Genomic DNA, 13,310 nt, shown 5'->3' on the forward strand with positions numbered 1-13,310 from the left:
TCAGGCCTACAGGCGCCTTCGGGCGCCTTTTCTTTTGCTCATTTTTTAATAGCTGCCAGCGCAGATGGGATGCGTGCTGGAGCCGCTTTTTGCTTGAAAAACGGGCCGCAGCTGCAGCCGTCGTTTCGCCTGCGCGACAGCGCCTCAGGGTTTTCATGCGCCGCCGCGGGGCTGTCAGGCGCTGCAATGCGCGCTGCATCCGTCCGTCCTTCGTTTTGAGAAAGGTCCAACATCCATGCAGCGTCGTCAACTCATGCAGTGGGGCGCGGCCGCACTGGCCGCCCCGGCCTTCACCGCCAATTCCCAGGCTTTCCCGTCCAAGCCCATCCGGCTGCTCGTCGCCTTTCCTGCGGGCGGGCCGACCGACATCACCATGCGCGTGCTGGCCGACCAGGCCGGCCGGGTGCTGGGCCAGCCGGTGGTCGTGGAGAACAAGCCGGGCGCCGGCGGTACGCTGCCCGCGCAGGCGCTGCAAAGCGCCGCGCCCGACGGCTATACCGTCGCCCAGATCCCGCTGGGCGTGTTCCGCCTGCCCTACACCACCAAGATCAACTGGGATCCGGTGCAAGACATCCGCTACGTCATCAACGTCACCGGCTACGCCTTCGGCGTGGTGGTGCCGGCGGACTCGCCCCTGAAGACCTGGACGCACTTCGTCGCCTGGGCCAAGGCCAACCCGGGCAAGCTCAGCTACGGCTCCACCGGCACCTTGACCAGTCCGCACCTGACCATGGAGCTGGTGGCGCAGCAGCTGGGCATCGAGCTGCTGCACGTGCCCTACAAGGGCAGCGCCGACCTGATGCAGTCCATCCTGTCGGGCCAGGTGATGGCCGCGGCCGACTCCACCGGTTTTGCGCCGCAGGTGGAGGCCGGCAAGCTGCGCGTGCTCAACACCTGGGGCGAGCAGCGCCTGGCCAAGTTCCCCGACGCGCCCACGCTGCGCGAACTGGGCCTGGACGTGGTGCAGAACTCGCCGTTCGGCATCGGCGCACCGCGCGGCACGCCCGACGCGGTGGTGCAGCGCCTGCACGCGGCCTTCAAGGAGGCCATGGACCACGAGAGCTACCGCAGCGCCCTGGCGCGCTACGACATGCTGCCCATCTACATGGGCCCGGCCCAGTACGAACGTTTTGCCCGCGAGACCTTCGCGCGCGAGAAGGCGCTGATCGACAAGCTGGGCCTGGCGCGCGGCTCGTGACGGTGGTTTGCTATTAGTTGTATAGCTGCTCGCGCTTGTACAGAAAGCGCTAGCGGCCTTTTTGGCTTAAAACGGCGCGCGCCACTTCGGCAAACCCTGCACCGCGCTCGCCCTGCGTCACATAGCGCGGCAGGTGCGTCAGGTGCGGCACGAAGCGCGCCACGTTGGCCACACCCACGCTGCTGTCGAAGGCGTGGAACATCAGCGCGTCGTTGGTCGAGTCGCCCACGTAGACCCAGCGGTCCATTTCGGTGTCCAGCTCGCGGCCCCAGAGCTGGCGCACGATCCAGCGCGCGCCTTCCAGCTTGTTGTGCTCGCCATACCAGCCGTTGACGTGGATGCTGCTCACGGTGGCGTGCATGCCCTCGTGGCGCATGGCTAGCACCACCTTGTCGATCTGCGCATCCGACAGCTGCGTGAACTCGCTGTGGTCGATGGCGATGTCGGTCTCGCGTCCGGCGGAGTCGGTGGCGCGGCGCGCGCCGGGGATGGTCGCCTCGATGTGCGCCAGCACCTGCTGCATGCGCGCGAAGTTGGTGGCGCGCGTGGAGGCGTCCTGCTGGTACAGCTTGTCCAGGCTACCCGAAGCATTGCGCTTGAGCGCCACGGCGCCGTTTTCGGCCACGATGGCGTCCACCGGCCAGGCGAGCGCGAAGGGCTCGCTCCAGCCCACGGGCCGGCCGGTGATGGCCACGACCGACAGGCCGGCAGCCTTCAGATCGGCCAGGGCCTGCAGGGCGTCGGGCGTGATGGCGCCGTCGGTGGTGAGGGTGTCGTCGATGTCGGTGAAGACGCCGGCAATGGGGCTGCGGGCCTCTGGAGGCCACTGGGTCAGGGAAAGCATGCGAGAAGGAGGGCGCCGCGTCAGCAGCCGCAATTCAAGGACGAAGGGGCAGGTCAGCCAGCGTCAGGCTGACCGGCTCGGTGGGGACGTTGCTCACGTCGTAGTGCAAGAACGCGATCAGGCACTGGATGCCGATGAGCACCGGCAAGGCCGCGAGCATCACGGTGCCGCTGGTGGCGGGGTGGTTGGTGCTGCTGCTGACGAACCAGTGCCAGCCGCCAAAGGCCGCGCCCACCAGCAGCAGCACAACCGCAAAAAGGCTGTACAGCGTGCCCACGTTGAAGTCGCGCACGAGGTAGTTGTACACATAGCGCCTTCCGAGCCGCGACAGGTGCTTGCGCAGAAATTCGGGCAGCACGCGGCTGACCTTCAAGTTGGATTCTTCATCCGCGTAGACCGCGTCCATGGGTACATCACGCACCACGGCCCGCACCGTATTCAGGCGAAACAGCATGTCGGTCTCGAAGAAATAGCGGCGCTCGAGCTTGTCCAGCGGCAGCTCGGCCAGCACGCAAGTGCGCACGGCCGTGTAGCCGTTGGTCGGGTCCATCACGTTCCAGTAGCCGCAGCTGAGCTTGGTCAGAAATGACAGCACGGCGTTGCCGAAGAGCCGCACCGGGGGCATGCCCTGCACCGATTCGGGACGATAGAAGCGGTTGCCCTTGGTGTAGTCGGCCTGCCCGCGCAGCAGCGGGCGCACAAACAAAGGCAACAGCGCTGGGTCCATCTGGCCGTCACCATCGACTTTGACCACGATGTCCATGCCGTCAGCCATGGCCGCCTTGTAGGCCGTGACGATGGCGCCGCCCACACCGCGGTTTTCCGGGTTGTAGAGAACGCGCACTCGAGGGTCACGGTTGTGCTCTTCGACGAAGCGGCCACTGCCAGCGGGGCAGGCGTCGTCGACGGCGTAGATGGCGTGTACCTCGGGGCCGATGGCACCGATCACGCCCAGCACATGCTGGGTCACTTTGTAGCAGGGGATGGCGACGGCGATGCGCACAAATCAACTCCTCAGCTTGTAGAGGCCAGCGCAACGCCGGCCATGATCAGGGCTCCGCCAGCGAGGGTGCGCCAATGCAGTGGTTCGCTCAAGAAGTACCAGGCCAGAACAGGAACGATCAGAAAAGCTAGGCCCATAAATGGATAGGCCAAATGTAGAGGTGCCTGGCGAAGAATCCATACCCAGCCGAGTGTAGTTATGCCGTAGAGAATAAGAGCTGCAATGAGCCAGCCGTTCTGGATCAATAAAGGCACAGAAAATTCAGGAGGTAGGGCAGTGGCAGCCTTCTTGAAAAAAAGCTGGCCAATAGAAATTCCAATTACACAAAGCAAAGTGTACAGAGTGAGGGAAAAATTCATGGTCAATCTGTATATTTCATCTTGGAGGCGTTACGGAAAACCAGACCAAGCCTTTGTGTTTTCCAATTTCTTTTAATAATGGGCTCTTTCTCAAGTTCTCCGCTTGTTCGTCGAATGCTGTAATCCTTTGCGCCCCTGTGAGGTTAAAATCAAATTTCTCTGGATCTATTGTAACCACCACCCATTCCATCCACGGAGAGCTTACCGAGTAGCTTTCGTAATTGGCGGGTTTTCCGGTTGTGAATGCAAGATGTTGATACCTATTGACGATCGGCCAATCCTTCTCTGGAAGTTGGAGCCTCTTCCACAAGGTAAGCTGTGGATATGCAAGTACTCCATTTATAGTGGGCAATCCAACTGCTGCGAATAAGTGCGGACCCATTCCTTCGCCGCTCACAAAAAGAATTCTGTGTAAATTTCCGTTCTCATCTGAGGCTAACATTTTAACCTCGGGAGTCATCTCTACCTTCTTCGGTGCTTTTGCTATTGGGTTGAATCCAAACGTGGCCACGAGTGAGAGTATAAGAAGTAAAGCTATCGGGCCGGATGTTTTCCCATGTGTTAGCCACCAGGCGCAGAAAATGCTGAAAACCAAGAAAACAGAAATATAAACAATGCTATTTTTCGGAAAAATGAAAACGGGCATTTCGGCTAGTACTGCATAAGCCAAACAAGAGCTTCCAATGGCGATGATGGCTGCCGCTGCTTTACGCGGCCAGATGGATCTTTCCTGCGTCAGGGGAATAAACCACTCTCGCCTGGTTAGGCAAAGTAAAATGATAAATGCCAACCCAAGAGAGACGTCAGTTCGATTTGTTGGCGCCCGCCCCCATAGGGTGAGCCTTGCCATCCACTCGGGAACTCCTATGAAGGTAAAAACAAAATAATATACGATAAAAATGGTGCAGCCTAATAGCAGGCAGCGATTTCTCTTTTCTCGTGCCAATCCATAGGCGCATAACCATAACATGGCCAATGGAAGCCAAATGTATGAGCTGATCTCCGGTTGGTTTGTCCATGGTGTATCTCCCCCGAAGGTTATAGCTTCGGCGTTGGTGAAGCCGCGGAAAGTCCAGAGAATACTGCCGGTGCCTCCAGTGAGCGTGGTGCGCTGACCGGGATAAACCGTCTTCTGTGTCAGCTCAATAGCATCTCTGGTGTCGAGCCACCAACTCCCCAGAATTACAGTCGCAATAACCAATCCTAAGGTTAAACCGCTTGCCGCCAGCTTGAATTGAATTTCTGGTGATGAACGCCGGTCTAATAATAGGCCGATGCAAAGGAGGGCGCACAAGGTTCCGATGGTAACCATCCATGGGGGATAGAGCGTCAATACCCAGGCTGCAATGGAGTATCCTATTCCGGCTCCCCAAAGGAGGGCATGTGTAATCCTCTTGGATTCGAGAAGCTTAATAAAGCTGGAAAATGCCAGAACTGGGAAAAGGGTAAAGTAGAGTGGCCAATTTGACCAGGCTGCGGCATAAGGTGCAATGCAGAAAAGAGTGGCTAGTGCAAGATTGCGACCGGCAGATTGAGGTTTGAAGAGATTTAATAGCCACCATAGGGCCAACAAACATCCCCAGAAGGGGAGCTGCCATTGCCATGATTGGGCTTGACGAAGTGGAAGAAAGAAGTAGCCCCATGTTGCTGGGCGAGCAATCGCGGCCCACTGTGCAACGGGTGCACCAGTCATGCCAAGTATGCCCATATTCTGCCCATCGATACCTAGATTGGTATTGATGATTGGAAATGGAGGGGTGTGGTTGACTTGGGCAAGGATATTGGGCGTTAAAATTCCCCACTCATCCCCTCGAGAGGATTGCAGCTTAAAAATTCGTGCGTCGCTACCGCTTGCGGTGGAGATGGCTTTTGCCACAGGCCCTTCTAAAGCGATGCGAAAAGAACTCCCCGTAATACCGATGAGAACTAGCGAGAGGCTGAAAATTAGTATTCCGGCAGCTATGCCTTTGACATGCTGTTGTGTCCAATTGGCGAGGTGTAGGCCAGATTGCTGAATTCGCCTTGAATAGGTGAGTGCGATTGCGGTCAGAATAATTCCCAGCAATGCCCAGTGTCGTGTGTATATCTTTGGTATATGGGCGAGGGGCTGGGTTCCGTCGGCAAGGTGGAGGTCAAATCTTTCTCCTGCGGGAGAGACGGCGCTTGCTTTGATTTTGAGAAGTCCACCTGGCAGTGGATCTTCAAATTTGACCTCTATGCTGAAGCGTTCGCTATTTATATTTTTATTTACGATTTCTCCACGCTTGTCCTTGGCTTGTATCTGGAATGTGGTTCCGGCTTTGTTGTCGTCTCCTGCTGTAAATCGGCCATTGATATGTAGATGATTTGATCCCGTTTCGTAATTTATATTTTCAATGAAGGCGTAAACGTGAGGCGCGTCTTTTGCCCAATTGATGCCGTTGAATCCGATGGACAGGAAAAATATTAAAAAGATACGCAGCATGTTCTAATATTTTGGATGCCGGTCGTGGTCGGACAATACGCGGCCTAAGCCGCCGCCTGCAACGCCAACCCCGCATGCTCCCGCAGCGGATGAAAATGAATCTTCGGAAACCGCTCCTGCGCCAGCCGCACGTCATAGGGCGAAGTGCACAGATAAGCCAGCGTATCCGCCGCATCCCGCGCCATCCGCAGCGGATAGGCGTTTTCAAACTCACGCAGTTCTTGCTGCGCATCCGCCGTGATCCAGCGGGCGCCCGTGTACTGGCAGCCTTCCAGCCGGATATCGCAGTCGTACTCGGTATTCAACCGATGCTGCACCACCTCAAACTGCAACTGCCCTACCGCCCCCAGCAGCATGTTGCCGCCGGCCTCGGGTTTGAAGACCTGGATGGCGCCTTCTTCTCCCAGCTGCATCAGCCCCTGCTGCAGCTGTTTGGTGCGCAGCGGGTTCTTCAGTACCACGGTCATGAACATCTCGGGGGCGAAGAAGGGTAGGCCGGTGAACTGCAGCTGCGCGCCGTCGGTGATGGTGTCGCCCAGCTGCACGCCGCCGTGGGTGGTAAAGCCGATGATGTCGCCCGCATAAGCCTCTTCCACCGCCTCGCGGCGCTGGCTCATGAAGGTGACGACGCTGGTGGGGCGCAGCTCCTTGCCCGTGCGCTGCACGCGCATCTTCATGCCGGGCGTGTACTTGCCCGAGGCCACCCGCACGAAGGCGATGCGGTCGCGGTGGTTGGCGTCCATGTTGGCCTGCACTTTGAAGACCACGCCGGCAAAACCCTCGTCCTCGGGGTGCACGGTCTTTTCGACGGGCTGTTTGTTCACGACCAGCGTGCTGGTGCGCGGGCCGGGCGGGGGCGACATGTCCACCACCGCGTCCAGCACTTCTTTCACGCCAAAGTTGTTCACGCCCGAGCCGAAGAACACCGGCGTGAGCTTGGCCGCCAGGAATTCCTCGTGGCTCCACGCGGCGGATGCGCCCACGGCCAGTTCCATGCTCTCCAGCGCGTCGTCGAAGGTCTGGCCGAAGCGCGCGCGCAGCTTGTCGGCCTCGCTCAAAGAGATGACCTCAAAGTCCTCCGGGCGCTTCTCGCTGCCGGGCTGGAACACCGTCATGGTGCGCGTGCGCAGGTCGATGATGCCGCCGAACTGCCGGCCCTGGCCCACCGGCCAGGTCATGGGGCAGCAGGGCATGCCCAGCTCGCGTTCGACCTCGTCCAGGATGTCCAGCGGGTCGCGCACCTCGCGGTCCATCTTGTTGACGAAGGTGATGATGGGCGTGTCGCGCTGGCGGCAGACCTCGATCAGCCGGCGCGTTTGGGTTTCCACGCCGTTAGCGGCGTCGATCACCATCAGCGCCGAGTCCACGGCCGTCAGCACGCGGTACGTGTCTTCCGAGAAGTCCTTGTGGCCCGGCGTGTCCAGCAGGTTGATGACGTGCTTGCGGTAGCTCATCTGCATGACCGACGAGGCCACCGAGATGCCGCGCTGCTTCTCAATCTCCATCCAGTCGGACGTGGCATGGCGGCTGGCTTTGCGGCCTTTCACGGCACCAGCGATCTGGATGGCGCCGGAAAACAGCAGCAGCTTTTCCGTCAGCGTGGTCTTGCCCGCGTCCGGGTGGGAAATGATGGCAAAAGTGCGGCGCCGCCGGGTTTCGGCGAGGAACGGTGCGGGCATTCGGGCAGAGGCCGCACGGGCTCGCGCGGCGCAAAAGGGATGGGAAACCCGCGATTATCCCGTGCCACGCGCAGGGGGCAGCGACCGGCCGGCGCGGCGGTCCTGCCCCTGCCGATCACTTGGCTGGCGTGACCTCGACCTTTGGCACTTCAATGACCTTCTTTTCGGTGGTCACGTTGACGTCGGGCGTCTTCACGTCGTACTTGGGCAGCGTGACGTCGCCCGACTGGGTTTTTTCCACTTCGTATTTGGGCAGCGTGACGTTGCCTTCCTGGGTCTTCTTCACGTCGCAGCCCACCAGGCCGACGAGGCCAATGGACACGAGACCGATGGCAAGAATGTTCTTCATGGGGGTGCTCTCTCTCATGGGGTTGATCATGGTGCTGATTACATGGCTGGCCAGCAGGCAGCCGCTGTAGGAAGGTGCATGTCGCGCAGGTCGTCGCCCGGCTCATGCGCCGGCAGGCTGAAGGGGGAGACGGCTGTATTAAAATCGCCGCTTTCCGAGGAGCGTTGCAGCGCCCCCAACCGGCGGGGCGTGAGGCTCGGAAACATCGACTGACCGCAACGACGCTCGCCCACGCTTTGTCTGTGCGGTGAGCCGTATCTTTCGCCCCAGGCGCGTGGTTTTCATCCTGCTTCTTTCACGAAGGAAAACCCATGAGCGCTGTTCTCGACACTTCCCGTTCCGCCGCGCAGGCCGATTGCGCCATTGCCGACCTGTCGCTGGCCGACTGGGGCCGCAAGGAAATCCGCATCGCCGAGACCGAGATGCCCGGCCTGATGGCCATCCGCGACGAGTACGCCGCCGCCCAGCCCTTGAAGGGCGCGCGCATCACCGGCTCGCTGCACATGACCATCCAGACCGCCGTGCTGATCGAGACGCTGCAGGCGCTGGGTGCCACGGTGCGCTGGGCCTCGTGCAACATCTTCTCCACGCAGGACCACGCGGCCGCGGCGATTGCCGCCAGCGGCACGCCGGTGTTCGCCATCAAGGGCGAATCGCTGGAGGACTACTGGGACTACACGCACCGCATCTTCGACTTCGGCGCCAAAGGCACCGAGGGCGAAGGCCCGAACATGATCCTGGACGACGGCGGCGACGCCACGCTGCTGATGCACCTGGGCCAGCGCGCCGAGAAGGATGCCTCCCTCGTCGCCGGCAACGGCGCCAGCGAGGAGGAGCGCATCCTGTTCGCCTCCATCCGCAAGAAGCTGGCCGAAGACCCCACCTGGTACAGCCGCAAGAGCGCCCAGATCATCGGTGTGACCGAGGAAACCACCACCGGCGTGCACCGCCTGAACGAGATGTCGGCCAAGGGCACGCTGCTGTTCCGCGCCGTCAACGTGAACGACTCGGTCACCAAGTCCAAGTTCGACAACCTGTACGGCTGCCGCGAGTCGCTGGTGGACGGCATCAAGCGCGCCACCGACGTGATGATCGCCGGCAAGGTGGCCGTGGTGGCCGGCTATGGCGACGTGGGCAAGGGTTCGGCCCAGGCGCTGCGCGCCCTGAGCGCCCAGGTCTGGGTGACCGAGATCGACCCCATCAACGCCCTGCAGGCCGCCATGGAAGGCTACCGCGTGGTGACCATGGAATATGCGGCCGATAAGGCCGACATCTTCGTGACCACCACCGGCAACAAGGACGTGATCCGCCACGAGCACATGGCCGCCATGAAGGACCAGGCCATCGTCTGCAACATCGGCCACTTCGACAACGAGATCGACGTCGCCTCGCTGGAGCAGTACCAGTGGGAAGAGATCAAGCCGCAGGTGGACCACATCATCTTCCCCTCTGGCCGCCGCATCATCCTGCTGGCCAAGGGCCGCCTGGTGAATCTGGGCTGCGCCACCGGCCACCCCAGCTACGTCATGAGCAGCTCGTTCGCCAACCAGACGCTGGCGCAGATCGAGCTGTTCACCCGCCCCGACGCCTACGAGGCCGGCAAGGTTTACGTGCTGCCCAAGCTGCTGGACGAGAAGGTCGCGCGGCTGCAGCTGTCCAAGCTGGGCGCCATGCTCACCGAGCTGACCGACGCCCAGGCCGCCTACATCGGAGTGGACAAGAACGGGCCCTACAAGCCCGAGACGTACCGCTACTAAGCGTCAAAAATCATAGCTGCTAGCGCTTGTTTTGTGCCGTTTTCAATATGAAAATCATCTGAAAACGGCTTGTGGCAAGCGCCAGCAGCTATCAAAAAGAGAGAGGAAGGCGCGATGCGCGCGGACGTGTTTTTGGTGGAGGGCGGCCATGCGGCCACCCGCTCGCAGGCCCAGCGGCTGATCGCCGCGGGCGTGCAATGGCGCCTGGCGGCCACGCTGCCGTGGCAGAAGGTGGGCAAGAACGGCGACGACATCCCGCCCGGCGCCCAGGTGCAGCTGCTGGACGCGGCCGAGGCCAAGTACCTCTCGCGCGGCGGCCTGAAGCTCGAAGGCGCGCTGGCTGCCGCCGGCATCGACGTGGCCGGCCTGCGCTGCCTGGACGTGGGTCAGGGCACGGGCGGTTTCACCGACTGCCTGTTGGCGCACGGCGCGGCGCAGGTCATCGGCGTGGACGTGGGCCAGGGCCAGCTGCACGAGCGACTGCAGGCCGACGCCCGCGTGGTCGGCGTGGAGGGCGTGAACGCCCGCCACCTCACGCCCGAGGCGCTGCAGGAGGCCTGCGAGGAAGCCCTGTCCGAGCGCATCGACGCCGAGCCCGAAGACAACGACACCCAGCCCCAGGCCCCCTACGCCTGGATGCGCAACGGCGGCTTGGTGGACGACGAGTACGACGACAGTGCCGACGCCAAGGAGCACGAGGTCGAGGCCTTCAAGGCCGAGCGCGCCGCCCGCGCCCAGGCCCGCGCCGCCGGCAGCCTGCCCACCGTGCGCCGCCGCCGCGCCGGGCGCGAGCAGGTGGACATCACGCCTGCCTTCCCGTTCATCACGGGCGACGTGTCCTTCATCTCGCTGACCCTGGTGCTGCCGGCCTTGGTGCCGCTGCTGCAGCCGGGTGGTCAGCTGCTGATGCTGGTCAAGCCCCAGTTCGAGCTGCAGCCCGGCCAGGTCGGCAAGGGCGGCATCGTGCGCGACGCCAGCCTGTACGCCCAGGTCGAGGAGCGCCTGCGCGCCGCCTGCGAGCAACTGGGCCTGCGCGTGCGCGCCTGGCTGGACAGCCCCATCGAAGGCGGCGACGGCAACCGCGAATTCTTCATCCACGCCGACCTCCGGAGCGCCGCATGAGCACGACGACCGCAACGCTGCTGCCCATCAGCTTCGAATTCTTCCCGCCCAAGATGCCCGAGGGCGCCGAGAAGCTGCGCGGCGTGCGCCAGCAGCTGTATGCGCGCGCGCCGCAGTTTTGCTCCGTCACCTACGGCGCCGGCGGCTCCACGCAGGAGGGCACCTTCGCCGCCGTGCGCGAGATCCTGGCCGAGGGCGTGGATGCGGCCTCGCACTTCTCGTGCATCGGCGCCACGCGGGACAGCGTGCGCGCGCAGCTGGCACAGCTCAAGGCCATGGGCGTCAAGCGTCTGGTCGCCCTGCGCGGCGACCTGCCCAGCGGCTACGGTGTGGGCGGCGAATTCCACTATGCCAGCGACCTGGTGGCCTTCATCCGCGCCGAGACGGGCAAGGACTTCCACATCGAGGTGGCGGCCTACCCCGAGGTCCACCCCCAGGCGCGCAGCGCCGAGGCCGACCTGCAGGCCTTCGCCGCCAAGGTGCGCGCCGGCGCCGACTCGGCCATCACCCAGTACTTCTTCAACGCCGACGCCTACCAGCGCTTCGTGCAGGACACGCGCCGGCTGGGGCTGGACGTGCCGGTGGTGCCGGGCATCATGCCGATCACCGGAGCCAGTCAGCTGCTGCGCTTTTCCGACGCCTGCGGCGCCGAAATTCCGCGCTGGATCCGGCTGCGTCTGCAGGGCTATGGCGACGACGTGGCCAGCATCCGCGCCTTTGGCCTGGACGTGGTCACCCAGCTGTGCGAGCAGCTGCTGCGCGCCGGCGCGCCGGGCCTGCACTTCTACACCATGAACCAGAGCGCGGCCACGCTGGCCATCTGCGAGCGCCTCAAGCTCTGAAACAGCGCGTGGGGCCGGGGCGGCTAAAGTGCCTTGCTTGCGCAACGCATGAATGCCATCTCCATGCATCCACTCTCCCTGCGACTGCTCTGGGCCGTGGCCACTGCCGCCGTGATTGCCGGCTGCGCCGCGCCGCCGGCTGCGCCGCCAGAGCCTGTCGCTGCGGCGCCAGAGGCCACAGCCCCGGCATCCACCCCCAGCATTGCGCCGCGGGCGCCGCCCAGCAGGGCGGAGCCGGCGCTGCGCATCAAGCCCGAGCGTGGCCCGGCGGAAACTTCCGGTCCGCCCGGTCTGCGCCTGCCGCCCGAGCCTGCGACCACTGAACCTCCGGTGCTGCTGGGCAGCGGCCAGGCGTCCTGGTATGCCGACAGCCTGCACGGGCGGCGGACCGCCAACGGCGAGCGTTATGACCGCGAGGAGCTGACGGCCGCGCACCGCAGTCTGCCCTTTGGCGCGCGCCTGTGCGTGCGCAGCCTGGTCAACGGCCGCACCGTCATGGTGCGCATCAACGACCGCGGGCCCTTCGTGCGCGGCCGCGTCATCGACCTGAGCCGCGCCGCCGCCGAGGAGCTGGGCATGGTCGGCCTGGGCATCAAGCCGGTGCAGCTGTGGCGCCTGGACGAGGGCAGCGACAACTGTCCCGAGGACCTGGAGACGCAGGTGGAAGGCTCCAGCCTGGGGCTGGACGCGGCTGCGGCCGACGAGGCCCTGCAGCTTGCGCCGCCCACCAAGGCCGCCAAGCCCGCCAAGGCCGTCCAGAAGCCCAAGGCACGGCGCAAGCCGCGCAAGCGCTAGGCGGCGTCAGCCGCCGGCTTCCAGCGTGTGGCCGGCGTGCCGGTCCTGCGCCAGCAGCTCGGCCATCTGGGGCAGCGCCTCGCGCAGGGCAGCCTGCAGGGTATAGGGCGGATTGACCACGAACATGCCGCTGGCCGGCAGCCCGGGGCGGCGGCTGTCGCCGGCCGCCGGCGGCGCCAGCTTGCTGCCCTTCACCGTCAGCGTGGCGTGCAGCCAGGGCTTGCCGGCCTTGGTGGCCAGGGCCTTCAGGCGGCGCGGCAGATCGTGCGCCTCCGGGCGCGGAATGATGGGGTACCAGATGGCGTAGGCGCCGGTGGCAAAGCGCTTCAAGGCGTCCTGCAGCATGTCCTGCACGCGGCCGTAGTCGCTCTTGATTTCATAGCTGGGGTCGCACAGCACAAGCGCCCTGCGGGCCGGTGGGGGCAAGAGCTTGCGGGCGCCCTCGAAGCCGTCCTCGCGCAGCACCGCCACCTGGCGGCCGGCTTCGAGCTGCTCCACGTTGCGCTCCAGCGCACGGGCGTCGCTGGGGTGCAACTCGAACAGCTTCAGGCGGTCGTGCGTGCGCAGCAGGCGCTGGGCGATGAAGGGCGAGCCGGGGTAGACCCGCGCCTGGGGGCCCTGGTTGAAGGCGCGCACGGTGTCCACATACGCCTGCAGCGCCGGCGCCAGCGGGCCGGGCGCGGCCAGCAGCCGGGCGATGCCGTCGGCGCTCTCGCCGCTGGTGCTGGCGTAGTCGCCGTCCAGGCGGTACAGGCCGGCGCCGGCGTGGGTGTCCAGCACCATGAGCGCGGCCTCCTTGAGCAACAGATGCTGCAAGGTGGCGATGAGCACCGTGTGCTTGAGCACGTCGGCGTGGTTGCCTGCGTGGAAGGCGTGGCGATAACTAAACATGCGGCGA

12 protein-coding genes and 1 riboswitch are annotated in these 13,310 nt (G+C 63.5%); of the genes, 5 read left to right on the plus strand and 7 right to left on the minus strand.

The window, feature by feature from the left end:
- The first annotated feature begins 235 nt into the window (after nt 1-235).
- Complete coding sequence (locus RT282_RS03375) at nt 236-1,198, plus strand: tripartite tricarboxylate transporter substrate binding protein (RefSeq protein WP_313311768.1); 963 nt, start codon at nt 236-238, stop codon at nt 1,196-1,198.
- A gap of 49 nt (nt 1,199-1,247) precedes the next feature.
- On the opposite strand, the gene RT282_RS03380 is transcribed toward RT282_RS03375, so the two are convergent.
- The 6 genes from RT282_RS03380 to RT282_RS03405 form a co-directional block, all read right to left on the minus strand.
- Nucleotides 1,248-2,042 (minus strand): HAD-IIB family hydrolase, encoded by a 795-nt coding sequence (locus RT282_RS03380; RefSeq protein ID WP_313311769.1) that lies wholly within the window; start codon nt 2,040-2,042, stop codon nt 1,248-1,250.
- 34 nt (nt 2,043-2,076) lie between these two features.
- Nucleotides 2,077-3,045 (minus strand): glycosyltransferase family 2 protein, encoded by a 969-nt coding sequence (locus RT282_RS03385; RefSeq protein WP_313311770.1) that lies wholly within the window; start codon nt 3,043-3,045, stop codon nt 2,077-2,079.
- An 11-nt stretch (nt 3,046-3,056) separates the two neighbouring features.
- Nucleotides 3,057-3,404 carry an EamA family transporter gene (locus tag RT282_RS03390; RefSeq protein WP_312305944.1) on the minus strand — a complete coding sequence of 116 codons (348 nt, stop codon included), beginning with the start codon at nt 3,402-3,404 and terminating at the stop codon, nt 3,057-3,059.
- A gap of 16 nt (nt 3,405-3,420) precedes the next feature.
- Nucleotides 3,421-5,868 carry a hypothetical protein gene (locus RT282_RS03395; RefSeq protein ID WP_313311771.1) on the minus strand — a complete coding sequence of 816 codons (2,448 nt, stop codon included), beginning with the start codon at nt 5,866-5,868 and terminating at the stop codon, nt 3,421-3,423.
- 44 nt (nt 5,869-5,912) lie between these two features.
- The gene (locus RT282_RS03400; protein WP_313311772.1) at nt 5,913-7,547 is read right to left on the minus strand and encodes a peptide chain release factor 3; all 1,635 of its coding nucleotides are present in this window, start codon (nt 7,545-7,547) and stop codon (nt 5,913-5,915) included.
- Nucleotides 7,548-7,662: 115 nt separating this feature from the next.
- Nucleotides 7,663-7,896: a hypothetical protein gene (locus RT282_RS03405; protein ID WP_312305937.1), complete on the minus strand. Its 234-nt coding sequence runs from the start codon at nt 7,894-7,896 to the stop codon at nt 7,663-7,665.
- A 150-nt stretch (nt 7,897-8,046) separates the two neighbouring features.
- Nucleotides 8,047-8,130, plus strand: a riboswitch (S-adenosyl-L-homocysteine riboswitch).
- Between the two features lie 77 nt (nt 8,131-8,207).
- On the opposite strand from RT282_RS03405, the gene ahcY reads away from it, so the two are divergent.
- From ahcY to RT282_RS03425, 4 genes are all read left to right on the plus strand, one after another.
- Nucleotides 8,208-9,653, plus strand: a complete 1,446-nt coding sequence (gene ahcY, locus RT282_RS03410; protein WP_313311773.1) for an adenosylhomocysteinase — start codon at nt 8,208-8,210, stop codon at nt 9,651-9,653.
- A gap of 114 nt (nt 9,654-9,767) precedes the next feature.
- The gene (locus tag RT282_RS03415; RefSeq protein WP_313311774.1) at nt 9,768-10,775 is read left to right on the plus strand and encodes a TlyA family RNA methyltransferase; all 1,008 of its coding nucleotides are present in this window, start codon (nt 9,768-9,770) and stop codon (nt 10,773-10,775) included.
- Nucleotides 10,772-11,617: a methylenetetrahydrofolate reductase [NAD(P)H] gene (metF, locus tag RT282_RS03420; protein ID WP_313311775.1), complete on the plus strand. Its 846-nt coding sequence runs from the start codon at nt 10,772-10,774 to the stop codon at nt 11,615-11,617. Before RT282_RS03415 ends, metF begins: the two co-directional genes overlap by 4 nt.
- Before the next feature lie 63 nt (nt 11,618-11,680).
- Complete coding sequence (locus RT282_RS03425) at nt 11,681-12,412, plus strand: septal ring lytic transglycosylase RlpA family protein (RefSeq protein WP_313311776.1); 732 nt, start codon at nt 11,681-11,683, stop codon at nt 12,410-12,412.
- A 6-nt stretch (nt 12,413-12,418) separates the two neighbouring features.
- Here the strand turns inward: RT282_RS03425 and RT282_RS03430 are convergent, their stop codons facing one another.
- On the minus strand, nt 12,419-13,303 hold the full coding sequence (locus tag RT282_RS03430) for a 23S rRNA (adenine(2030)-N(6))-methyltransferase RlmJ (RefSeq protein ID WP_312306988.1): 885 nt from the start codon (nt 13,301-13,303) through the stop codon (nt 12,419-12,421).
- Nucleotides 13,304-13,310: the final 7 nt, after the last annotated feature.

The organism is Pulveribacter sp., assembly GCF_032079985.1.
Taxonomy (GTDB): domain Bacteria; phylum Pseudomonadota; class Gammaproteobacteria; order Burkholderiales; family Burkholderiaceae_C; genus Melaminivora.